Below are 20,971 nucleotides of genomic sequence, written 5' to 3' on the forward strand. Positions count from 1 at the left end.
CCCACCGGCCTCCGGCACCCGCACGGCACCGGATCCCTGTTCCCGACCGAAAGGCCCTCCGTGTCCCCGACCCCCGCCCGCGTCATCGCGGTCGACACCTACGACATCCGTTTCCCCACCTCGCGCGAGCTCGACGGCTCCGACGCGATGAACCCGGACCCCGACTACTCGGCCGCGTACGTCGTGCTGCGCACCGACGCGGCCGACGGGCACGAGGGGCACGGGTTCTCCTTCACCATCGGGCGGGGCAACGATGTCCAGGTCGCCGCGATCGACGCGCTGCGGGACCACGTGATCGGCCTGTCCGTGGACCAACTCTGCGCGGATCCCGGGACGTTGAACCGCGAGCTGATCGGCGACAGTCAACTCCGCTGGCTGGGGCCCGAGAAGGGCGTGATGCACATGGCGATCGGCGCCGTGATCAACGCGGCCTGGGACCTCACCGCCAAGCGCGCCGGCAAACCGCTGTGGCAGCTCCTCGCCGACGCCGACCCCGAATGGCTCGTCGGCCAGATCGACTTCAGGTACATCACGGACGCGCTCACCCCGGCCGAGGCCCTCGACCTCCTGCGCCGCGGCAGGGCGGGCGCGGAAGGCCGCAGGAACATCCTGCTGGAGCGCGGCTTCCCCGCCTACACCACCTCCCCCGGCTGGCTCGGGTACGACGACGAGAAACTCACCCGGCTCGCGGTGCAGGCCGTCGCCGACGGCTTCCGGCAGATCAAGCTGAAGGTCGGCGCGGACCTCGACGACGACATCCGCCGTTGCCGGGTGGCCCGTTCGGTGGTCGGCCCCGACATCCGGATGGCGATCGACGCCAACCAGCGCTGGGACGTGGCCGAGGCGATCCGCTGGACCAAGGCACTCGCCGAGTTCGACCCGTACTGGATCGAGGAACCCACCAGCCCCGACGACGTGTTGGGCCACGCCACGATCCGCGCGGCCGTCGCCCCGGTCAAGGTCGCCACCGGCGAACACGTCCAGAACCGCATCGTCTTCAAGCAGTTGCTCCAGGCCGGCGCCCTCGACATCCTCCAGATAGACGCGGCCCGCGTCGGCGGCGTCAACGAGAACCTCGCGATCCTGCTGCTCGCCGCGAAGTTCGGCATCCCCGTCTGCCCGCACGCGGGCGGGGTCGGACTGTGCGAACTCGTCCAGCATCTCTCGATGTTCGACTACCTCGCCGTCTCCGGGACCACCGACGACCGCGTCATCGAGTACGTCGATCATCTGCACGACCACTTCCTCGATCCGGTGGTGATCCGCGAAGGTCACTACATGGCACCCAGCACACCCGGGTTCTCGGCCACCATGCGGCCCGAGTCCATCGCGCGCTACACGTTCCCCGGCGGCACCTTCTGGGCCGCCGACCTCGACCGCCAGAAGGGACACGCGGCATGACCGACTTCGAGGGCCTCAAGGTCCTGGTCACCGGAGGCGCCTCCGGCATCGGCCGGGCCACCGCCGAACTCCTCGCCGAACGCGGCGCGTCGGTCGCGGTGCTCGACCTCGACCCCTCCGGCGTCGAGAAGCCGCTGCTCGGCTACCGCGCCGACGTCACCGACGACGCCTCCGTACGCCAGGCCGTGGCCGCCGCCGTCGCCGACCTCGGCGGACTCGACGTGGTGGTCAACAACGCGGGCATCGGCGCGCAGGGCACCGTGGAGGACAACGACGACGAGGAGTGGCACCGCGTCTTCGACGTGAACGTTCTCGGCATGGTCCGCGTCGCCCGCGCCGCGCTCCCGCATCTGCGCGAGTCCTCCCACGCGGCGATCGTCAACACCTGCTCCATCGCGGCCACGGCCGGACTGCCCCAACGCGCCCTGTACAGCGCCACGAAGGGCGCCGTGTACTCCCTCACCCTCGCCATGGCCGCCGACCACCTCCGCGAGGGCGTCCGCGTCAACTGCGTCAACCCCGGTACGGCGGACACCCCTTGGGTCGGCCGACTCCTCGACTCGGCCTCCGACCCGGCCGCCGAGCGCGCCGCCCTGGCCGGCCGTCAACCCTCAGGACGCCTCGTCTCGGCAGCCGAAGTCGCGGGCGCCATCGCCTACTTGGCGAGCCCGCTGTCCGGCGCCACCACCGGCACGTCGCTCGCCGTGGACGGCGGCATGCAGGGCCTGCGGCTGCGGCCGGTGGGCCAGTGAGCGCCCTCGGGGCGAGCGGGGTCGAGGTCAGCGGGCTGGGCTTCGGCGGCGCCGCGATCGCCAACCTGTACACCGAGGTGAGCGACGACCAGGCACACCAGGCCGTCAACACGGCCTGGCAGCAAGGCATTCGCTACTTCGACACCGCACCGCACTACGGCCTCGGGCTCTCCGAGCGGCGCCTGGGTGCGGCCCTGCGCGAGCACCCGCGCTCGTCGTACACGATCTCCACCAAGATCGGACGGCGCCTGGAACCCGTGGAGACGGCGACCGGCGACGACCTCGCCAACGGCTTCGCCGTGCCTGCGACTCAGCACCGCGTGTGGGACTTCAGCGCCGACGGAGTACGCCGCACCCTGGACGCCAGCCTGGAACGGCTCGGCCTCGACCGCGTCGACGTCGTCTACCTCCACGACCCCGACGACCACGCCGAACAGGCCTTCCGCGAGGGCTATCCGGCCCTGGAGAAGCTCCGCGCGGAGGGTGTCGTCGGGGCGATCGGCGCGGGCATGAACCAGGCCGAGATGCTCACCCGGTTCGTCCAGGACACGGACGTGGACGTGGTGTTGTGCGCGGGCCGCTACACCCTGCTCGACCAGAGCGCCCTCGCCGAACTGCTCCCGGCCGCCGTCGCACGCGGCAAGTCGGTGGTCGTCGGCGGGGCCTTCAACTCCGGTCTGCTGGCGGACCCGAAGCCGGACGCGACGTACAACTACGCCCAGGCACCGGCGGAGTTGCTGGACCGCGCCCTGCGCATGAAGGCCGTGGCCGAGCGGCACGGCATCACCCTGCGCGCCGCCGCCCTGGCCTTCTGCGCGGCCCACCCGGCCGTGGCGAGTGTCCTGGTCGGCGCCCGGTCGGAGGCCGAAGTACGGGACTGCGCCGAGCAGTTCGCCCTCCCCGTGCCCGCCGCGTTCTGGCAGGAACTGCGGGACGCGGGCCTCCTGCCGACGGACGCCCCCGTCCCCACCCAGGAGCCGTCATGAGAGTCGCCCTGCACACCAAGGTCCGCCCCGACCGCATCGCCGAGTACGAGAGCGCCCACCTCGACGTCCCCAAGGAACTCACCGCCGCGATCCGCGCCGCCGGTGCCACCTCCTGGACGATCTGGCGCAGCGGCACCGACCTCTTCCACGTCCTGGACTGCGACGACTACGCCCGCCTGCTCGCCGAGTTGGACCAGCTCCCGGTGAACGTGGCCTGGCAGGCCCGCATGGCGCAGCTCCTCACCGTGGTGCACGACTACTCCGGCGAGGGCGCCGACGCCGGCCTGCCCGTCGTGTGGGAGCTGCCATGACCGTCGACGCCCACCACCACGTCTGGGACCTCTCGGTCCGCGACCAGGACTGGATCACCGGCCCCGAACTCCAGCCCCTGCGCCGGGACTTCACCGTCACCGACCTCGCACCCGAGGCCCGGGCGGCCGGCGTCGACCGGACCGTCCTCGTCCAGACGATCACCGTCGCCGAGGAGACCCCGGAGTTCCTCGCCCTCGCCGACGCGCACGACCTGATCGCCGGAGTCGTCGGCTGGACCGACCTCACCCGCCCGGACATCACCGACGAACTGGCCCGCCTGCGCGAACTCCCCGGCGGCCACTACCTCAAGGGCATCCGCCACCAGGTACAGGGCGAGCCCGACCCGAACTGGCTGCTGCGCCCGGACGTGCGCCGAGGCCTGACGGCAGTCGCCGACGCGGGACTCGTCTACGACCTGCTGGTCCTGCCCCACCAGTTCCCGGCCGCCGTGGAGGTGGCCGCCGCCCTTCCCCAACTCACCCTCGTTCTCGACCACTTGGGCAAACCACCCATCGCCTCGGGGCAGTTGGAACCCTGGGCGACCTCCGTGCGCTCCCTCGCCGCGCTCCCCAACACGTACTGCAAACTGTCCGGCCTGGTCACGGAGGCCGACTGGAAGACCTGGAGCACGGAGGACCTCCACCCCTACGCGGACACCGCACTCGACGCCTTCGGCCCGGGCCGCCTGATGTTCGGCTCGGACTGGCCGGTCTGCACGCTGGCGGCGACGTACGGCCAAGTAGCGGATGCGGCGGGTGAGTTGACGGACGACCTCAGTGCGGCCGAACGCGCAGAGGTCCTCGAAGGCACGGCCATCCGCGTCTACGGCCTCTGAGTATCCGCCGCCAACCGCGTCGGCGGCAGGTACTCCCGCACGAACGTCCGCTCCCAGCACGCGCCCGTCTCCCGCAACTCCCGCCAGCTCGTGTAGCGGTAGCGGAAGAGACGGGCGCGGACGAAGTGCGGCGGTGCGTCGGGCGGGAACGGGGAGCGGCGCAACAGCCGTAGCGTGTCCCGGTCGTTCTCCAGGAGGCGTTCCACCAGGGCGCCGAACCACGGGTCGGCGTAGCGGGGGGAGAGGGCCGCGAACCACATCATCCAGTCCAGCCGCAGATGGTACGGCGCGAACTGGCGTGGCCAGCGCCGCGGATCGCCCGGCTTGCCCCTGAACTCGTACTCCCGCCAGTCGGAGTCCTCGCGGGGTACGGCGTCCGTCGTGCCCTCGACCACCACCTCGTGGCGGATGCGGCTGACGGTGCCGAACGCGCCGTAGGAATTGACCAGATGGAGCGGGTCGAAGGAGCGGTTCATGATCTGGCGGCGGGAGATCATGTTGCGGACCGGGCGGTGGCTGAGCCGGAGCAGGAGGGCCGCCACGGCGAGGACCACGACCTCGTACCAGAGGGGTGGGTCCTGCACGGGCGGTGGTGTGTGCGGGAACCGGATCGCGGAGAGGGCCAGCACGATCGTGATCCAGTTCAGCCAGGAGAAGTTGCCGGACAGGACCAGCCACAGCTGGGTGGCGATCATCAGGGACGCGGCGGCCGTCGCGATCGGCTGAGGGGTGAACAGCAGCACGGGGATGATGAGTTGGGTGACGTGGTTGGCCGCGACCTCTACCCGGTGCAGTGGTCGGGGGAGGTGGTGGAAGAACCAGCTCAGCGGGCCCGGCATCGGCTGTGTCTCGTGGTGGAAGTCCAGGCAGGTCAGCTTCCGCCAGCAGGCGTCGCCGCGCAGCTTGATCAGGCCCGCGCCGAACTCCACCCGGAACAGGATCCAGCGGAGCAGGAACAGCACCACGACCGGCGGGGCCACCTCGTCGTTGCCGAGGAAGACGGCGAGGAAGCCGACCTCCAGCAACAGTGACTCCCAGCCGAACGCGTACCAGGTCTGGCCCACGTTGACGATCGACAGGTACAGCACCCACGGCACCAGCCACAGCAACATCCCGGCCCAGAGCGGGAGTTGGGAGTCGAGCCCGGCCGCGAGCGCTGCCGACACCGCGCAGCCCGTCCAGGCGCAGGCCGCGAAGAAGCGGTCCGTGTAGTGGAGTTGGAAGATGCCCGGGGCCTGGCGGAACGGCGTCCGGGAGAGGAGGCGGGGGACCGGCAGCATGCCGCGTTCGCCGATCAGCGCGCGGAACTGGCGGGCCGCCGTGAGGAACGCGACCAGGTAGACGCCGGCCAGAGCCCGCTGGAAGACCAGTCGGCTCAGCCAGTAGTCGGGTGCGGTGAACCATGCCATGGCCGTGCGTTCCTCCCTCCGTCGTCGCGCCTGACACGCTTCGTCGTCACGCCTGAAAAGGCCTTCACTCTCCGTGTTTCATGCCTCCGGTTGCGTAACCCAAGTGAGTGAAGCAGACAATAGTGGCGAATCACCCGGCTTGAGGCGGGAGAGCACGGTGCGCATATCCACCGGAACCATCGCCACTGCCTGCGCGCTCTCGGCGACGCTCCTCGTCGCCGGGTGCGGCGGCGACGGCGGCAAGGACACGAAGTCGAGCGGCGAGGTCTTTCTGCAGCCCGTCGCGGCACAGGGCCCCGACCCCTTCACGGACTCCACGGCCACCGCGCCGAGCGTCCCACCACGGGTCACCCGAACGCCGCAGTCCACACCTCGGAAGTCTCCGCCTCCGCGGGTGACACCCACGGGGACCGTGTCCATGCCCTCCGGCCGTATGCGTTCCGTCTCCGGCGCCACGCCCGGCCTGTACGGCGGGACCGCGCGGACGGGCAGTTGTGACGTCGAGCGGCAGATCTCCTATCTCACCCGCGACCAGGCCAAGGCCCGTGCCTTCGCGCAGGCCGAGGGGATCTCCCCGGGCGGGATCCCCGGCTATCTGCGCGGGCTGACCTCGGTCGTGCTGCGTGCCGACACCCAGGTCACCGATCACGGGTTCCGGGACGCTCGGGTGACCGGGTTCCAGTCGGTGCTGCAGTCCGGTACCGCCGTGCTCGTCGACAACCGGGGCGTGCCCCGGGTCCGCTGCGCCTGCGGCAACCCGCTCAAGGCGGGCGCTGCGAGCCAGGGTGCGATGGCTGACAACGGGCGGTCCTGGTCCGGGTTCCGGCCCGCCGAGGTGGTCGTGGTGACCCCGGCGCCGCAGGTGATCACCAACATCACGATCATCAACATCGTCGACAACACGTGGATCGAACGGCCCCTCGGTCATCGCGGGCCCCATCACGACCACGTCGTACCCCGGCCGCCGCACGTGACGCCGACGCCGACACCGTCCCGTACGGGTCCGTCGCCGCGACCGCACGACAGCGGGGCCAGTGCCTCGCCCGGCGACACGAGTCCGTCGCCGAGCAGCAGCGCGAGTACGTCCCCGGGCATCTCTCCGAGCGACGAGAGCGTGTCCCCGAGCGACGGCCAGAGCCCTGCCCCGGAGAAGTCCGCCACCGACTGTGTCACCCCGACCGTCACGGTCACCCCGGGCGCGACCGGCAACGCACCGGGCGAGGCACCCTCCCCGGGGCCCACCGACTGCCCCGCCGCCACCGTCACGGCGACCCCGACGACCAGCCCGCCCGGCAGCACGTCCACGCCCTCGCCGCGCGGAGCTACCCCGAGCGCCGAGGCGCCCTCCGCGTCGGAGCCCTCCCAGGGCCAGGACTCCCCGGACGAGATCGGTCCGCCGAGCGTGCCGGAGACCCCTGACCTGCCCGACGGCGGCGGGCTGATCCCCGACGACACCACCACCGGCAGCATCTTCGACAGCCCCACGAACGTGTTCGACGGCTGACCGGACAGGTGCCGCCGTAGCGCTCGGACAAGTCGAAGAATCGGGCAAATCCTGGCAAGGTGGGCCGCATGGTTGATCGGGGAGCGAGCGCCCTGTCACTCCCGGACGACTGGCCCGCCCACCCGGACCCGATCCTGGCGCTCAACCGCATGGGCAGCTTCGACTGGGACCTGGACAACGGCCTGTTCCACATGGACGCCCAGGCCCACGAGGTCTTCGACCTGCGCCCCGACGAATACGACGGCCGCCCCGAGTCACTGGCGATCCGGGTACCGCCGCCCGAGGGCTACCGGCTGGACGGGCTCGTCTCCCAGGCCCTGAAGGACGGCAGCGAGAACTACGGCGCCTACTTCCGGATGCGGCTGCGCGACGGCACCCTGCGCTGGACCCACACCCAGGGCTACATCCGGCGCGACGAGACGGGCCGCCCGCGCCGGATCATCGGCATCGTCCGGGACGCCACGCGGGAACTCGCCGAGAGCGCGGCCCGCCGTGAGCAGGCCGCCCAGGACGCTGCACTGCGCCGGCAGACCAACGTCGTGCAGCTCACCACCGCCGCCCTCGCGCACGCCCGGACCGTCCAGGACGTGATCGACGTCCTCAGGGACACCCACGGTCTCGTCCACCTCGGCGCGACCAGACTGATCATGGGGCTGGTCGAAGCCGGCCGTATCCGCCTGGTCGCCGAGGGAAGCGTCGTGCCCGGCCGGGATGTCATCCGGATCGACGAGCCGTACCCGATGGCGGACGTCGTACGGACCCTCAGCCCGGCGTTCATCGAGTCGCCGGAGGAGTTCGCCGAGCGGTACCCGCTGCTGTGGCAGCACATCACCGATCTGCACATCACCGCGGCCGCCTATCTGCCGCTGATCGCCCAGGCCCGGCCGATCGGCGCGATGGGGCTGCTCTACAACGACCGGAGCGGGTTCAGCGCCGACGAGCGTAATGTGCTCGTCGCGCTGGGCAGCAGCATCGCGCAGAGCCTCCAGCGCGCCATGTTCTACGAGCAGGAGAAGGACCTCGCGCAGGGTCTTCAGCAGGCGATGCTGCCGCGCGCGATCCCGAGCGTCCCGGGCGCCGATGTCGCCGTCCGCTACCGGTCCGCGAAGCTCGGGCGGGACATCGGCGGTGACTGGTACGACCTGATCCCGCTGCCGGGCGGGCGGGTCGGCGCGGTCATCGGCGACGTCCAGGGGCACGACACGCACGCCGCCGCCGTCATGGGGCAACTGCGCATCGTCCTCAAGGCGTACGCCGCCGAGGGGCACACCCCGGCCACCGTGATGGCCCGCGCCTCCGTCTTCCTCCACGAACTCGACACCGAGCGCTTCGCCACCTGCCTCTACGCCGAGGTCGACCTGTCCACCGGAGTGGTGCAGGTGGTCCGGGCCGGTCATATCGACCCGCTCGTGCGGCAGTTGGACGGGACCAGCCGTCGGATGACCGTCGTCGGCGGGCTGCCGCTCGGGCTGTCCGCCGAGTTCGGGCGGCTCGAATATCCCGTCTCCACCATCGAACTCGACCCCGGCGAGACCCTGTTGCTGTGCACCGACGGCCTCGTCGAACAGCCCGGGGCCGACCTCGACGACGGCATGCAGACCCTCGCCGCGCTCATCGCCTCCGGCCCCGACGACGTACACGACCTCGCCGATCTGCTCATCGACGTGGCCGAGGAACGCGGCGGCGAGGACGACGTGGCGCTGCTCCTGCTGCGCCGGCGCGGGCTCGACGCCCCGCAGCCCGGCGGGCGGCTCCAGCAGCATGTGGCCCCCGGCGACTCCGAGGCCCTCACCGAGGCGCGGCACATGATCCGGGCCGCGGTCCGCGCGTGGGGCGCGGGCGAGCGTTCCGACGAGGTGGAGCTGGTCGCCGACGAGCTGATCACCAACGCGCTGATGCACACCGAGGGCTCCGCGATCGTCACCCTCAGGGTCCTCAACGGCACCGAACGGCGGCTGCGCGTCGAGGTCGAGGACTCCTCCAGCGCCCTCCCGCGCCGCCGTGAGGCGGGCGAGAACGGTGTCTCCGGGCGCGGCCTGCTCCTCGTCGACCTGCTCACGGACGTGTGGGGCGTGGAGGCGCGCGGCAGCGGCAAGTGCGTGTGGTGCGAGTTCCTCTTCCCGGACCGCACCTGATCCGGCACGACCTGACCCCACGGGCCGCTGATGGCACCCTGGACGTATGCCGGAACTCCCCGAGGTCGAAGCGCTGAAGGACTTCCTGACCGAACACCTCGTCGGCCACGAGATCGTACGGGTGCTGCCCGTCGCCATCAGCGTCCTGAAGACGTACGACCCTCCGCCCACCGCGCTGGAGGGACACGAGGTGGTGGCCGTGCACCGTCACGGCAAGTTCCTGGACGTCGAGACGTCCGACGGCCCGCACTTCGTGACCCACCTCGCCCGCGCGGGCTGGCTGCACTGGAAGGACCGCCTCCCGGACGGCCCGCCCCGCCCCGGCAAGGGCCCCCTCGCGCTCCGCGTGGCCCTGGAGACGGGCGAGGGCTTCGACCTCACGGAGGCGGGCACCCAGAAGCGCCTCGCGGTGTACGTCGTCGCCGACCCGCAGGAGGTCCCGGGCGTCGCCCGCCTGGGCCCCGACCCGCTCGCCGACGACTTCGACGAGACACGCTTCGCCGCACTCCTGAAGGACGAACGCCGCCAACTCAAGGGCGCCCTGCGCGACCAGATCCTGATCGCCGGGGTGGGCAACGCGTACAGCGACGAGATCCTGCACGCGGCGAAGATGTCCCCGTTCAAGCTCGCGGCATCCTTGACCCCCGCCGAGACGCACACGCTCTACGAGGCCCTGCGCACGACTCTCAAGGAGGCCGTCGAACGCTCCCGAGGCGTGGCGGCAGGCCGCCTGAAGGCGGAAAAGAAGAGCGGCCTGCGCGTCCACGGCCGCACCGGCCGGCCCTGCCCGGTCTGCGGCGACACCATCCGTGAGGTCTCCTTCAGCGACTCGTCGCTCCAGTACTGCCCGACGTGCCAGACGGGGGGCAAGCCGCTGGCGGACCGGCGGATGTCGAAACTGCTCAAGTAGCTACCAGGGCACCCCCGTCCCGTCCCACGACAGGAACCGCCCCGTAGGCCCGTCGTCCCCCAGCAACGCCAGATCCACCGCCCCCCGCGCCGCCTCCGCCGGATCCCCGGCGCTCGCCGCAGCCCGTGCGTTGAGGTCCGTCGCCCGTAGTCCCGGGGCCAGCGCGTTCACCTTGAAGCCCGCTGCCGCGAGGGACTGGGCGTAGAAGAGGGTCAGGGCATTGAGGGCCGACTTGGACGAGCGGTACGCGGCGCCCGCCCCCGCGTGGAGGGCGAACTCGCGGTCCGGGTCGGCGCTCCAGGTCAGGGAGCCGGTGCCGCTGGACACGTTCACGATGCGGGGGTGCGGGGAGCGGCGCAGGGCCGGGAGGAAGGCGTTGGTGACGGCCAGGACTCCGAAGACGTTCGTCTCGTAGGTGCGGCGGAAGTCGTCGAGGGTCGCCTCGGGTGCGGGGCTGCCGCCGGCCATGATGCCCGCGTTGTTGACCAGGACGTCCAGGGCGTTCACCTGCCGTGCCGCCGTCGCGATGCTGTCGGGGTCCGTGACGTCGAGGGTCAACAGCCTTGCGCCGCCGCCCAGTTCCTCGACGGCCCGTTCGCCCCGGCCTGCGTCGCGCGAGCCGACGTAGACCGTGAAACCCTCGGCTACGAGCAGGCGGGCGATCTCCTTGCCGATGCCCTTGTTCGCGCCGGTGACCAGTGCTGTGGAATCGTTCATGAGGACGACGATTCCGCAGCCGAGGCCGCCGAACCAGGGACAACCGATCCCTGGCAGCCGGAGAGCGGGCAGAAGGTGGCGGCCGGCTGTCGGAGGGAGGCACCGTGAGCGGCAAGCAGGAGCTGGCCCGATTTCTGCGGGGGCGGCGGGAGTTGCTGGTGCCCGCCGATGTGGGGTTGGCCGGTGAACCGTCCCGGCGGACCCTCGGGCTGCGGCGGGAGGAGGTCGCCGAGTTGGCCCACATGTCCGTCGACTACTACGCCCGTCTGGAGCAGGGGCGCGGGCCGCGTCCGTCACCCCGCATCCTCGACGCCCTCACGGGAGTGTTCCGGCTGACCCCGGCCGAGCGGACCCATCTGTTCCGGCTGGCGGGGACGCAGGTGACGCCGCTCGCCGCGCCGGTGCGGACCGTCCGGCCGCATGTGGCCGCCCTGTTGAGCCGTATCCCGGACACGGCGGCCATCGTCACCGACGCCACCTACGACGTCATCGCCTGGAACCCGCTGGCGGGTGCCGTCCTCGGCGGCGATCTCGACGCGCGGCCGAACCTGGCGCGTCGGCGGTTCCTGGGGCGGCCCCAAGAGAGCTCCAGCGCCGAGGAGTTCGGCGACATCGTGGTGTCCCGGTTGCGGCGCGCCGCCGACCGCTACCCCTACGACCCGGGACTCGCCCGTCTGCTGGCCGAACTGCGCGCCGGGAGCGAGGAGTTCAGGGCGATCTGGGAGACCGACCCCGTGCACGCCCCCGGCCACCGCACCAAGACCCTCACCCACCCGGAGGCGGGCCGGCTCCGGGTGAACTGCGATGTGCTCACCGTCCCGCACGACGACCAGCAGGTCGTCTTCGTCACCGCGGACCCGGGGACCCCCTCCGCACGGGCCCTGCGGCAACTCGCCGCCGCGGGACGGGACTTCAGTGCGAGGTGAGCCGTACCAGCCGCTGTCCGTCGGCCGTCCGCACGTCGTAGTGGTCGATCTCGGCGGGGTGCATCGCCGAGCCCCCCTGCATCGTGATCATCGTCGCGTCGTGCTCGGGCACCATCCAGCTCGTCACGGTCTGCTCGGAACCGTCGCGGCCGACGACCACGAGACGACAGGAGCGAGGGCCCGCACCGTCCTTGATCTTCAGGGACACATCACTGCCGTAGTTCTCGTTCGCGGCCGTGACCTGCGCCCACACGCCCGACTTGGCGTCGGTCGCCGTGAGTTGCACGGCACCGTCGCCGTGCGCGGCGAGGGTCGCCACCGCGGGACCGCCCACGGCGAACACCACCGAGGCGGCCACGGCGTACAGAAACCGCCGCCGTCCGGCCCGATGGCGCGTGGCCACCTCGCCGAGCAGCCGGTCCAGTAGCCGCGGACCGGGTTGTGCCATGGGGTGCACAGAGCGCGGCGTCGCACGCCGGTACAGCATCAACTGCCGTGAGGCGGGACCGAATTCGGTCACATGAGCCGCGCAACTGGTGCACTCCATGAGGTGATCCTCGAAGCGGAAGGCGTCCGCCTCGTCCAGCACGCCGAGCGCGTACGCGCCGACGTCGCGATGCCTTTCCAGGGACCTCATGCCGAATCCTCGTGCCGTTAGGTGCGGGTGGGGTTACTCCTTGCTCCCATCGGTACGCACCAGACAGTCGAATCACTCAAGGCACACAGAATCCCAAGCAACTGATTCGGAGCGGTCGGGCCCCCGGATTGGTCCCATCTCAAAAAAGATGGATGGCGAGATGGCCGAGCGGCAGACCCAGCTGCCAGGCGGGCGTCCAGACCTTCGGCCCGTCGTCCTCACCGGCCACCGGACCGCCTCCCGGCCCCGGTACCGCGTCCAGGTCCGGCGCGAGCAGTTCGGTCTCCTCCAGCCAGCGCCAGGCGGCCTCCGCGAGCGCCAGGTCCGGTGCGTCCGCGCCGGATGCGGCGGCCTCGGCCGTCAACCTGGACATACGTTCGGCGACCCAGTCCTGCCACGGCTGGTCGTACGCCGTGAGCGAAAGCCAGGTCTCCAACTGGGTCACCACACGGATACCGGACAACTCGCCGTCCGTGTCGGACAGGAAGATGGTCAGCGCCAGCGCGTCCCGACCCGCGCGGAACTCGAAGGACGTCGGCGGCATCAGGTCGCCGGTCCGCAGCAACTCGTCGGCGATGTACTCGGCGTACAACCACGCCATGGGGACGGTGAGTTCACCGCCACCGGTGCCGTCCGTGCTCTCTTGACCTCTGTGCAGCATCCCTTCCTGCCTTCCTCCGGTGCGTGCGCGTCGCCCGGCCCGGGGCTCCGTCAGGAACCCCGGGCCCCCCAGTCCGGAACACGGATGAGGACAGCCGATTACTCAACCGGGTTCGGGGCAAGGCGCTTTACGGAGGTTTGACCAATGGATTGGTTTCACCGCAGGTCGGCCGCATAACCCGGAAGCACCCGGCGAAGGGCGCGCAGCGCGTAGTACGCGCGGGACTTCACCGTACCGGGCGGAATCCCGAGGGCCGCCGCGGCCTCCGCCACACTCGCCCCGTGGAAATACACCAGCACCAGGACTTCCCGGTGCTCCGGAGTGAGTGTCTTCACAGCCTCCCGCACATCGAGCGTCGCCGCCGACCGTTCCGCGTGATCGGCACAGACGCGTGCGTTCTCCAGCACCGCGTCCCCGACCTCCGGCGGTCGCGCCTGCCGGGCCCGGCGCGCGTCGATGGCGAGCCGCCGGCCCACCGTCAGCAACCACGGCCGTACGGACTCGAAGGCGTCGGCGCGCAGCGCCTCGGGGTGCTGCCAGGCCCGGACGAGGGTCTCCTGGACGAGGTCCTCGGCGCGCTGGCGGTCGCCGTCGCAGAGCCGGAGCAGCAGCGCGAAGAGCGGCCTGCCGTGCTCGCGCTGCAGTGCGGCGAGCTCGTGCTCGGCGGTCGTTCCGTCTCTGAGCGTGGGTCCGGCCGTCATGGCCGTATGGCATCGCAGGGGGGCGTTCGGGGACAGGGGGCGCACGAGGGGCTTGCGGCGGACGGTCGATCGCGTCGACGAACGGTGCGACGAACGGTCCGCGTCACCGGGCGATCCGCCGCACGCGCACACCGGACGGGTCATCAGAGGCCGGAAGTCGTTTGCGGGGGCGGTGAAGTTCATACCTATTGGTGGGTAAATATGACCACAGTGGGGTGAATTGATGATCGCACGCAGACAGCAGGTGGCCCTCGCCGTCGCCGGCCTTCTCACCGCGGCCGCCGCCTGCCAGGCCCAGCACCACGACTCCAAGGCGTCCGGCCGCCCGGCGCCCCCCGCCGCCCGCGGCTTCACCCTCGTCGCCGCCGGTGACATCCTCCCGCACAGCGCCGTCATCGACCGTGCCCGCTTCGACGCCGGCGGCACCGGTTACGACTTCCGGCCGATGCTCGCCGCGGTCCAGCCCCTCGTCTCCCGCGCCGATCTGGCGCTGTGTCACGTCGAGAGCGTCTACGGCGACTCCGCCACCGGCACCGCGGCCCTCACGTCCCCGCCCGAGGCGGCCCAGGGCCTCGCCGCGACCGGCTACGACAGCTGCTCGACCGCGTCCGACCACAGCCTCGACCAAGGCACCGTCGGCATCCAGCGCACCCTCGACGCCCTCGACCGCGCGGGCGTACGGCACGCGGGAACAGCGCGCACCGACGCCGAGGCGCGCACGGTCACCCTGCTGCGCGCCGGTCCGGCGAAGGTCGCCCACCTCGCCTACACCGCCGACACGAACGGCGTCCCGCTCCCGCCGGCCGAGCCCTGGGCCGTCAACCTCCTCGACCCCGCCCGCGTCCTCGCCGACGCCCAAGCCGCCCGCCGCGCGGGCGCCGACGTGGTGGTCGTCTCCCTGCGCTGGGGCACGGCGGGCCAGAACGCCCCCGACCCGCAACAGCTCGCGCTCGCCAGGGAACTCACCGCCGCCCGCGCCGACGGCCGCCCGGACATCGACCTCGTCCTCGGCACCCAGGCCCACACCCCGCAGGCGTACGAGAAGGTCAACGGCACCTGGGTCGTCTACGGGCTCGGCGACCAGATCACCGGCGAGATGTACGACAACGCGGGCACCCAGGACCCCGGCGGCAACCTGAGCACCCTCGGCCGCTTCACCTTCGTACCGCCCGCCCGGCCCGGAGGGCGCTGGGAGGTGACGAAGGCGGAGTTCGTCCCGCAGCTGTTCGACATCGACGCCGGCCGGGTCGTCGACATCAACCAGGCGATCGGCCAGGGTGCCGACCTGACCGGCGACCGCGACCGCGTCCGCGAGGTGGTGCTGAGCCGGGGCGCGGCGAAGGACGGGCTGGTGATGGGGAAGTAGCCCCGGGGATCAGTCGACGTCGACGTGCGCGAAGGTCTCCAGCATCTGGGCGAGCACCTTCGCGCAGGCGCGGACGTCGGCCTCCGTCAGCTCGCCGCCGACCTGGCGCATCAGGTAGTGCTCGCGGCCCAGCACGTCGGCGACGGTCGAGCGGCCGGTGTCGGTCAGCCGGATCAGGGAGGACCGCTGGTGTGCCGGGTTCGGCACGCTCTCGACCCAGCCGTGCGCCGCCGCGTCGTTGACCATGCGCTGCACGAACTGCCGGCTCAGCGCCTGGTCGCGGCCCATCTGAGGAACCGTCATGGGTCCGTGCAGGCGCAGCAGGTTCAGGACGGCGCGTACGCCCGCGGACACGCCCTCGACCGGTTCGGCCTGCTCCACCTTGCGCGCCGCGCGCCGGTAGAGCGGGCCGACGAGGTCGAACACCTCGGTGAGGCGGTGGCCGAGTTCGTCGGGGGAGAGGGGAGCGGGAGCCGGGGGAGGGGAGTCGTTCACGGCCTCATCATGACACCTGGGTTGCCAAATCCATGCCCAAGATGACACCTTGGTTGTCATGACAGCTGCTTCGGAACTGAGCTTCTTCGCATCTGCCGACGGGGACCTGGCCTACCGCGACGTGGGCACCGGCGACCCCGTGGTCCTCCTCCACTCCGGCTTCGCCGACCACCGCGTCTTCGACGACCAACTGCCGTCCCTCGCCGCCGACTTCCGCGTCATCGCGCCCGACATCCGGGGCCACGGCTTCTCGGCCAACGCGAGCGGGCCGTTCCGCTGGGCCGACGACCTGGCGGGTCTCCTGCGCCACCTGGACCTCGGCCCCGCGGTCCTGGTCGGCCTCTCCATGGGCGCGGGCGTCGCGACCGACACCGCGCTGGAACACCCTGAACTGGTCCGCGCGATCGTCGTCAGCGGCGGCGGCACCAGCGCGTTCGAGTACCAGGACCCCGAGCTGCTCGAACACACGGCCCGCGCCGGGCAGTTGCTCGCCACCGGCGACATCCCGGGCTGGCTCGACCAGTTCACCCAAGGCGTGGCGGGCCCGCGCCGAACGGTGGCCGAAGTCGCCCCGTCCGTCATCCGCCGCCTGCGCGAACTGACCGCCCACACGATCTCCAAGCACACCCCGGGCGAGAAGGACTGGTACGTCCCCCTGACCGACCCGTGGTCCGGCGTCCCCAAGCTGGACGTCCCGGTCCTCGCGATCCACGGCGCCGCCGACTGGCCCGACAGCATCGCCATGGCGGAACGCCTCGCGCGGACGGTCCCGAACGGCCGCTCCACGACCATCGAAGGCGTCGGCCACTACCCGAACATGGAGAAGCCGGAGCGCTTCAACGAGATCCTGATGGACTTTCTCGGCGCGCTCCGACAGAGCGAGGCGGAGGGCTGACCACGGCACAACGGCCGACGGCTACGGCATCACCGCCTGGCTACGCACGGCCGCCGGTGGCTACGGCGTCACCGCCCGGCTCCGGCCCATCGCCACCGGCTATGGCACTACCGCCGGCGGTTACGGCGTCCCCGCCGGGCTGCGGCACGGCCGTCGGCGGCTTGGACGTCACCGCCCGGCGAGCGCTCCACTTCACCATCTACGGCACGGCCGCCGGCGGGCAGGGGGTCACCGCCCGGCCAACGCCCCACCTTCACCATCTTCGGCACGGCCGTCGGCGGCTTGGGCGTCACCGCCCAGCCACCGCTCCGCCCCCACCGGCTACCGCACGACCGCCCGGCGGTTACGGCATCACCGCCGGGCCACGGCACCACCGTCACCGGCTACGCGGTCACCGCCCGACGATCACCGGCGACCACCCCACCCCCACCGGTGACGCCACCACCGTCACCGGCCACCGCCCGACCGCCGGAGGCTACGGCACCACCGTCACCGGCCACCGCCCCGCCTTCACCAACCGCACCGCCACCGAGCCGATGATCCGGTGCCCCGCCTGCTCCGAGGCGCCCACGATGACCGCGTCGGCCTTGAGTTCGTCGGCCGCCTTGACCAGGCCGCCGTAGGGGTCGCCGCGGAACGTGTGGAATTCCCAGCGGACGTCGAATATCCCCTTCACGCGCTCGGTCTCGTGGCGGATCTGGGCGACGAGGTTCTCGGCGATCTCGTCGGTCGTGTCGGCGACCGGTGCCCCCATGGCCGCGCCCGCCGCCAGCACCGGCTGCACGTACACGAGGGCGAGCAGCGCGCCCTGCCGCCTGGCCAGGCCCGCCGCATAGGACGCGGCCCGGAGGGAGGAGTCGGAGCCGTCCACTCCGGCCACGATCACCTTGGGCCCGTCCGTGCCCCGCTCGAACTGGGTTGAGTGCTGTTCCGTCACGGCCGTGAGGTTATCGGAACCCGCAGGTCCTGAACCCGCCCGGGAGCGCTCGACGGGCGCGCCGCCCGCCCTGTTCCTACAGTCGGAATCATGACTGCCACGGTGGAGGCCGCCAGGCCCAAGGACACCAAGGGTCCGATACGGCCGCCCGGCAACGGGTTCCTCGGCCGGGTGCCGGAGGGTTTCGCGACCTTCTTCGGCGCCCTCGGCCTGCTCTGCGTCCTGCTCGCGTTCATCGCCCCGCTGCGCCGCGTGCTGCGCCCGGTGGTCCGCTTCCTCGACCTGCTGATCGTCCCCGTCAGCGCCAACCTCGCCTACGCCGTCTTCCTCTTCCTGCTCGCCGCCGCGACCGCCGCCCGCAAGAAGATCGCCTGGTGGCTGGTCGTCGTCTACCTCGGCCTGCTCGTCCTGACGGACATCCTCGGCGTGGCCCTGGGCCTGTACGCCGAGTCCCTCCCGTCGCTCATCGTGTGCGCCCTGCTGCTGGTCCTGCTGATCGTGGCGCGCGGACAGTTCTACGCCGCCTCCCGCCGCGCGGCCGTACGACGGGCCCTCGCCGTCCTCCTGGTCGGGCTAGCCGTCGCGATCCTCGCCGGCTGGGGACTGGTCGCCCTGTTCCCCGGCACCCTCCCCACGAGCCAGCACCTCGGCTGGGCCGCCGACCGGGTCTGCGGCGGCCTGGTCTCCGGCCGCTCCTTCGACGGCCGCCCGCCCCGCGCCCTGTTCTTCCTCCTCGGCCTGTTCGGCGCGCTCGCCCTCCTCAACGCGGCCACCGTCCTCTTCCGCTCCCAACGCCTCGAAGCCGCCCTGCACGGCGACGAGGAGGACCGCATCCGCGCCCTCCTGAAGGCCTACGGCGGCCAGGACTCCCTCGGCTACTTCGCCACCCGGCGCGACAAGGCCGTCGTCTTCTCGCCCAGCGGCAAGGCCGCCGTCACCTACCGTGTCGAGGCCGGCGTCTGCCTCGCCAGCGGCGACCCGGTCGGCGACCGCGAGGCCTGGCCGCACGCCATCGCCGCCTGGCTGGACCTCGCCCGCCGCCACGCCTGGGCCCCTGCCGCGATGGGCGCCTCCGAGGACGGGGCAAAAGCCTTCGCCCGCGCGGGACTTGGTGCCCTCCAGCTCGGCGACGAGGCCATCCTGCACGTCGCCGACTTCGACCTCGCCGGCCGCGACATGCGCGTCACCCGCCAGGCCGTGAGCCGCGTGCGCCGCGCCGGTGCCACCTGCCGCATCCGCCGCCACGCCACCCTCACCGACACGGAGATGGAGGAGGTCGTCGACCGCGCCGACGCCTGGCGCGACACCGAGACCGAACGCGGCTTCTCCATGGCCCTGGACCGGCTCGGCGACCCGGCGGACGGCGACTGCCTCCTCGTGGAAGCCCTGGGCGAGGACGGCAAGTTGCTCGCCCTGCTCTCCCTCGTCCCCTGGGGCAGCGACGGCGTCTCCCTCGACCTGATGCGCCGCGACCGCACCGCCCCCAACGGCGTCATGGAGTTCATGGTCGCCGAACTCTGCGCCGCAGCACCGAAGTTGGGCGTCCACCGCATCTCCCTCAACTTCGCCGTGTTCCGCTCGGCCTTCGAGGAGGGCGCCCGCATCGGCGCGGGCCCGGTGCTCCGCCTGTGGCGCCGCCTCCTGCTGTTCTTCTCCAAGTGGTGGCAACTGGAGGCCCTTTACCGCTCCAACGCCAAGTACCACCCCGAGTGGTACCCCCGCTTCATCTGCTACGGCGAGACCGCCTCCCTGGCCCGCATCAGCCTCGCCTCCGGCATCGCCGAGGGCTTCGTCTCCGTACCGTCGCTCCGCCAACTCTGGGGAAAGGGGCACCAGAAGAGCGGCCCGCGCCCCGCGAGCACGGCAGGTCTGCCGCCCCTGTCGGCGCTCGGCCTCGACAGTGAGGACGAGGCCGACGGCCCGGACAGCGGCCTGCCCGAACAGGTCCGCGTCCGGCACCACAAACTCGACCGCCTCCGCGCCGCCGGCATCGACTCCTACCCGGTCGGCGTCCCGCAGCGCACCCACACCCTCGCCGAGGTCCGCGCGGGGGACCAAGTCACCGTCGCCGGGCGGGTGATGCTCGTGCGCGACCTCGGCGGCATCGTCTTCCTCACCCTGCGCGACTGGTCCGGCGACCACCAACTCGCCCTCACCCGCGCCGAGTCGGGCCCCGCCCTCGACCGCTTCGTCACGGACACCGACATCGGCGACCACATCACCGCCACCGGCCGCGCGGGCACCAGCGACAAGGGCGAACCCACCGTCTTCGTCACCTCCTGGCAGCTCACCGGCAAGTGCCTGCGCCCGCTGCCCGACAAACACCGCGGCCTGACCGACCCCGAGGCCAAGGTCCGCATGCGCTACCTCGACCTCGTCGCGAGCCCGGCGGCCCGTGCCGTCGTCCGCGCCCGCTCCACCGCCGTACAGGCCCTGCGCCAGGGCCTGTTGGAGCGCGGGTACCTGGAGGTAGAGACCCCGATGCTGCAACAGATCCACGGCGGCGCCAACGCCCGCCCCTTCACCACCCACATCAACGCCTACGACCTCGACCTCTATCTGCGCATCGCCCCCGAGCTGTACCTCAAGCGCCTCTGCGTCGGCGGCATGGAGAAGGTCTTCGAGATGGGCCGCACCTTCCGCAACGAGGGCGTCTCCTACAAGCACAACCCCGAGTTCACCATGCTGGAGGCCTACCAGGCGTACGCGGACTACGACGTGATGCTCGACCTCGTCCGCGAACTCATCCAGGGCGCTGCCATCGCGGCCTTCGGCTCCGCCGTCGCCCGCAAGGACGGCCAGGAGTACGACATCTCCGGGACCTGGCCCGTCAAGACCGTCCACGGCGCGATCTCCGAGGCGCTCGGCGAGGAGATCGACGCCGACACCGAACTGGCCCGCCTGCATCGACTGTGCGACCGCGCGGGCGTGCCGTACGGCGCCGACGACGGGCGCGGGGACGTCGTACTGGAGATGTACGAACGGCTCGTGGAGGAACCGACCCGGCTGCCCACTTTCTACAAGGACTTCCCGACCGACGTCTCCCCGCTCACCCGCCAGCACCGCACCGACCCGCGGCTCGCCGAACGCTGGGACCTGGTCGCCTTCGGCACCGAACTCGGCACCGCCTACTCCGAGCTGACGGACCCCGTCGAGCAGCGCCGCCGCCTCACCGCCCAGTCGCTGCTCGCGGCCGGGGGAGACCCCGAGGCGATGGAGCTCGACGAGGACTTCCTCGACGCGCTCGAATACGCGATGCCGCCCACCGGCGGACTCGGCATCGGCGTCGACCGACTCGTCATGTTCCTCACCGGTCTGACGATCCGTGAGACGCTGCCGTTCCCCCTCGTCCGGCGCCGCTGAGCACGCGAACACTGGGCCGGGCGGGTGTT

General features: G+C 71.7%; 19 protein-coding genes. 12 read left to right on the forward strand and 7 right to left on the reverse strand.

Going from position 1 to position 20,971, the window contains the following annotated elements; genetic code table 11:
- The first annotated feature begins 60 nt into the window (after window positions 1–60).
- From OG407_RS43635 to OG407_RS43655, 5 genes are read left to right on the forward strand one after another with little or no spacing between them, the layout of a single operon-like run.
- Window positions 61–1,401 carry an L-fuconate dehydratase gene (locus OG407_RS43635; protein WP_405866128.1) on the forward strand — a complete coding sequence of 447 codons (1,341 nt, stop codon included), beginning with the start codon at window positions 61–63 and terminating at the stop codon, window positions 1,399–1,401.
- Complete coding sequence (locus OG407_RS43640; protein ID WP_405866130.1) at window positions 1,398–2,153, forward strand: SDR family NAD(P)-dependent oxidoreductase; 756 nt, start codon at window positions 1,398–1,400, stop codon at window positions 2,151–2,153. Before OG407_RS43635 ends, OG407_RS43640 begins: the two co-directional genes overlap by 4 nt.
- Window positions 2,150–3,139, forward strand: a complete 990-nt coding sequence (locus OG407_RS43645; protein WP_405866132.1) for an aldo/keto reductase — start codon at window positions 2,150–2,152, stop codon at window positions 3,137–3,139. The genes OG407_RS43640 and OG407_RS43645 overlap by 4 nt, the downstream gene beginning before the upstream one ends.
- The gene (locus tag OG407_RS43650; RefSeq protein ID WP_405866134.1) at window positions 3,136–3,450 is read left to right on the forward strand and encodes an L-rhamnose mutarotase; all 315 of its coding nucleotides are present in this window, start codon (window positions 3,136–3,138) and stop codon (window positions 3,448–3,450) included. The genes OG407_RS43645 and OG407_RS43650 overlap by 4 nt, the downstream gene beginning before the upstream one ends.
- Window positions 3,447–4,286, forward strand: a complete 840-nt coding sequence (locus tag OG407_RS43655) for an amidohydrolase family protein (protein WP_405866136.1) — start codon at window positions 3,447–3,449, stop codon at window positions 4,284–4,286. The genes OG407_RS43650 and OG407_RS43655 overlap by 4 nt, the downstream gene beginning before the upstream one ends.
- On the opposite strand, the gene OG407_RS43660 is transcribed toward OG407_RS43655, so the two are convergent.
- The gene (locus tag OG407_RS43660) at window positions 4,274–5,695 is read right to left on the reverse strand and encodes a lipase maturation factor family protein (protein ID WP_405866138.1); all 1,422 of its coding nucleotides are present in this window, start codon (window positions 5,693–5,695) and stop codon (window positions 4,274–4,276) included. The genes OG407_RS43655 and OG407_RS43660 overlap by 13 nt on opposite strands.
- 157 nt (window positions 5,696–5,852) lie before the next feature.
- Here OG407_RS43660 and OG407_RS43665 point away from each other — a divergent pair, with 157 nt between their 5' ends.
- The 3 genes from OG407_RS43665 to OG407_RS43675 all read left to right on the forward strand — a co-directional run bounded on the left by OG407_RS43665 (window position 5,853) and on the right by OG407_RS43675 (window position 10,244).
- On the forward strand, window positions 5,853–7,199 hold the full coding sequence (locus OG407_RS43665; protein ID WP_405866140.1) for a DUF6777 domain-containing protein: 1,347 nt from the start codon (window positions 5,853–5,855) through the stop codon (window positions 7,197–7,199).
- Window positions 7,200–7,267: 68 nt separating this feature from the next.
- Window positions 7,268–9,334 carry a SpoIIE family protein phosphatase gene (locus tag OG407_RS43670; protein ID WP_405866142.1) on the forward strand — a complete coding sequence of 689 codons (2,067 nt, stop codon included), beginning with the start codon at window positions 7,268–7,270 and terminating at the stop codon, window positions 9,332–9,334.
- A 46-nt stretch (window positions 9,335–9,380) separates the two neighbouring features.
- Window positions 9,381–10,244 carry an Fpg/Nei family DNA glycosylase gene (locus OG407_RS43675; RefSeq protein ID WP_405866144.1) on the forward strand — a complete coding sequence of 288 codons (864 nt, stop codon included), beginning with the start codon at window positions 9,381–9,383 and terminating at the stop codon, window positions 10,242–10,244.
- On the opposite strand, the gene OG407_RS43680 is transcribed toward OG407_RS43675, so the two are convergent.
- On the reverse strand, window positions 10,245–10,961 hold the full coding sequence (locus OG407_RS43680; protein WP_405866146.1) for an SDR family oxidoreductase: 717 nt from the start codon (window positions 10,959–10,961) through the stop codon (window positions 10,245–10,247).
- Window positions 10,962–11,065: 104 nt separating this feature from the next.
- On the opposite strand from OG407_RS43680, the gene OG407_RS43685 reads away from it, so the two are divergent.
- Window positions 11,066–11,887, forward strand: coding sequence for a helix-turn-helix transcriptional regulator (locus OG407_RS43685; protein WP_405866148.1), 822 nt, complete (start codon window positions 11,066–11,068; stop codon window positions 11,885–11,887).
- On the opposite strand, the gene OG407_RS43690 is transcribed toward OG407_RS43685, so the two are convergent.
- The 3 genes from OG407_RS43690 to OG407_RS43700 all read right to left on the reverse strand — a co-directional run bounded on the left by OG407_RS43690 (window position 11,874) and on the right by OG407_RS43700 (window position 13,886).
- On the reverse strand, window positions 11,874–12,524 hold the full coding sequence (locus OG407_RS43690) for a zf-HC2 domain-containing protein (protein WP_403586355.1): 651 nt from the start codon (window positions 12,522–12,524) through the stop codon (window positions 11,874–11,876). The genes OG407_RS43685 and OG407_RS43690 overlap by 14 nt on opposite strands.
- Before the next feature lie 139 nt (window positions 12,525–12,663).
- Window positions 12,664–13,185, reverse strand: coding sequence for a hypothetical protein (locus OG407_RS43695; protein ID WP_405866150.1), 522 nt, complete (start codon window positions 13,183–13,185; stop codon window positions 12,664–12,666).
- Window positions 13,186–13,340: 155 nt separating this feature from the next.
- Window positions 13,341–13,886 (reverse strand): sigma-70 family RNA polymerase sigma factor, encoded by a 546-nt coding sequence (locus OG407_RS43700; protein ID WP_033279046.1) that lies wholly within the window; start codon window positions 13,884–13,886, stop codon window positions 13,341–13,343.
- 223 nt (window positions 13,887–14,109) lie between these two features.
- Here OG407_RS43700 and OG407_RS43705 point away from each other — a divergent pair, with 223 nt between their 5' ends.
- On the forward strand, window positions 14,110–15,252 hold the full coding sequence (locus OG407_RS43705) for a CapA family protein (RefSeq protein ID WP_405866152.1): 1,143 nt from the start codon (window positions 14,110–14,112) through the stop codon (window positions 15,250–15,252).
- Window positions 15,253–15,261: 9 nt separating this feature from the next.
- On the opposite strand, the gene OG407_RS43710 is transcribed toward OG407_RS43705, so the two are convergent.
- Window positions 15,262–15,747 (reverse strand): MarR family winged helix-turn-helix transcriptional regulator, encoded by a 486-nt coding sequence (locus OG407_RS43710; RefSeq protein ID WP_403586368.1) that lies wholly within the window; start codon window positions 15,745–15,747, stop codon window positions 15,262–15,264.
- Between the two features lie 58 nt (window positions 15,748–15,805).
- On the opposite strand from OG407_RS43710, the gene OG407_RS43715 reads away from it, so the two are divergent.
- Entirely contained in the window at window positions 15,806–16,642 is an 837-nt protein-coding gene (locus OG407_RS43715) for an alpha/beta fold hydrolase (protein WP_405866155.1), read from the forward strand.
- Window positions 16,643–17,117: 475 nt separating this feature from the next.
- Here OG407_RS43715 and OG407_RS43720 read toward each other — a convergent pair whose 3' ends face one another.
- The gene (locus OG407_RS43720; protein ID WP_405866157.1) at window positions 17,118–17,579 is read right to left on the reverse strand and encodes a universal stress protein; all 462 of its coding nucleotides are present in this window, start codon (window positions 17,577–17,579) and stop codon (window positions 17,118–17,120) included.
- A gap of 90 nt (window positions 17,580–17,669) precedes the next feature.
- Between OG407_RS43720 and lysX the strand changes: the two genes are divergently transcribed.
- Window positions 17,670–20,942, forward strand: a complete 3,273-nt coding sequence (gene lysX, locus OG407_RS43725) for a bifunctional lysylphosphatidylglycerol synthetase/lysine--tRNA ligase LysX (protein ID WP_405866159.1) — start codon at window positions 17,670–17,672, stop codon at window positions 20,940–20,942.
- The last annotated feature ends 29 nt before the right edge of the window (window positions 20,943–20,971 follow it).

The sequence above is a fragment of the Streptomyces sp. NBC_01515 genome (assembly GCF_045040345.1).
Classification (GTDB): domain Bacteria; phylum Actinomycetota; class Actinomycetes; order Streptomycetales; family Streptomycetaceae; genus Streptomyces.

What these genes read in the sequence shown, in the direction of transcription:
- OG407_RS43715 (WP_405866155.1), top strand. Translation starts at nt 15,806, where the DNA reads ATGACAGCTGCTTCGGAACTGAGCTTCTTCGCATCTGCCGACGGGGAC.
- OG407_RS43690 (WP_403586355.1), bottom strand. Translation starts at nt 12,524, where the DNA reads ATGAGGTCCCTGGAAAGGCATCGCGACGTCGGCGCGTACGCGCTCGGC.
- OG407_RS43650 (WP_405866134.1), top strand. Translation starts at nt 3,136, where the DNA reads ATGAGAGTCGCCCTGCACACCAAGGTCCGCCCCGACCGCATCGCCGAG.
- OG407_RS43695 (WP_405866150.1), bottom strand. Translation starts at nt 13,185, where the DNA reads ATGCTGCACAGAGGTCAAGAGAGCACGGACGGCACCGGTGGCGGTGAA.
- OG407_RS43655 (WP_405866136.1), top strand. Translation starts at nt 3,447, where the DNA reads ATGACCGTCGACGCCCACCACCACGTCTGGGACCTCTCGGTCCGCGAC.
- OG407_RS43640 (WP_405866130.1), top strand. Translation starts at nt 1,398, where the DNA reads ATGACCGACTTCGAGGGCCTCAAGGTCCTGGTCACCGGAGGCGCCTCC.
- OG407_RS43675 (WP_405866144.1), top strand. Translation starts at nt 9,381, where the DNA reads ATGCCGGAACTCCCCGAGGTCGAAGCGCTGAAGGACTTCCTGACCGAA.
- OG407_RS43705 (WP_405866152.1), top strand. Translation starts at nt 14,110, where the DNA reads ATGATCGCACGCAGACAGCAGGTGGCCCTCGCCGTCGCCGGCCTTCTC.
- OG407_RS43680 (WP_405866146.1), bottom strand. Translation starts at nt 10,961, where the DNA reads ATGAACGATTCCACAGCACTGGTCACCGGCGCGAACAAGGGCATCGGC.
- OG407_RS43670 (WP_405866142.1), top strand. Translation starts at nt 7,268, where the DNA reads ATGGTTGATCGGGGAGCGAGCGCCCTGTCACTCCCGGACGACTGGCCC.
- lysX (WP_405866159.1), top strand. Translation starts at nt 17,670, where the DNA reads ATGACTGCCACGGTGGAGGCCGCCAGGCCCAAGGACACCAAGGGTCCG.
- OG407_RS43660 (WP_405866138.1), bottom strand. Translation starts at nt 5,695, where the DNA reads ATGGCATGGTTCACCGCACCCGACTACTGGCTGAGCCGACTGGTCTTC.
- OG407_RS43700 (WP_033279046.1), bottom strand. Translation starts at nt 13,886, where the DNA reads ATGACGGCCGGACCCACGCTCAGAGACGGAACGACCGCCGAGCACGAG.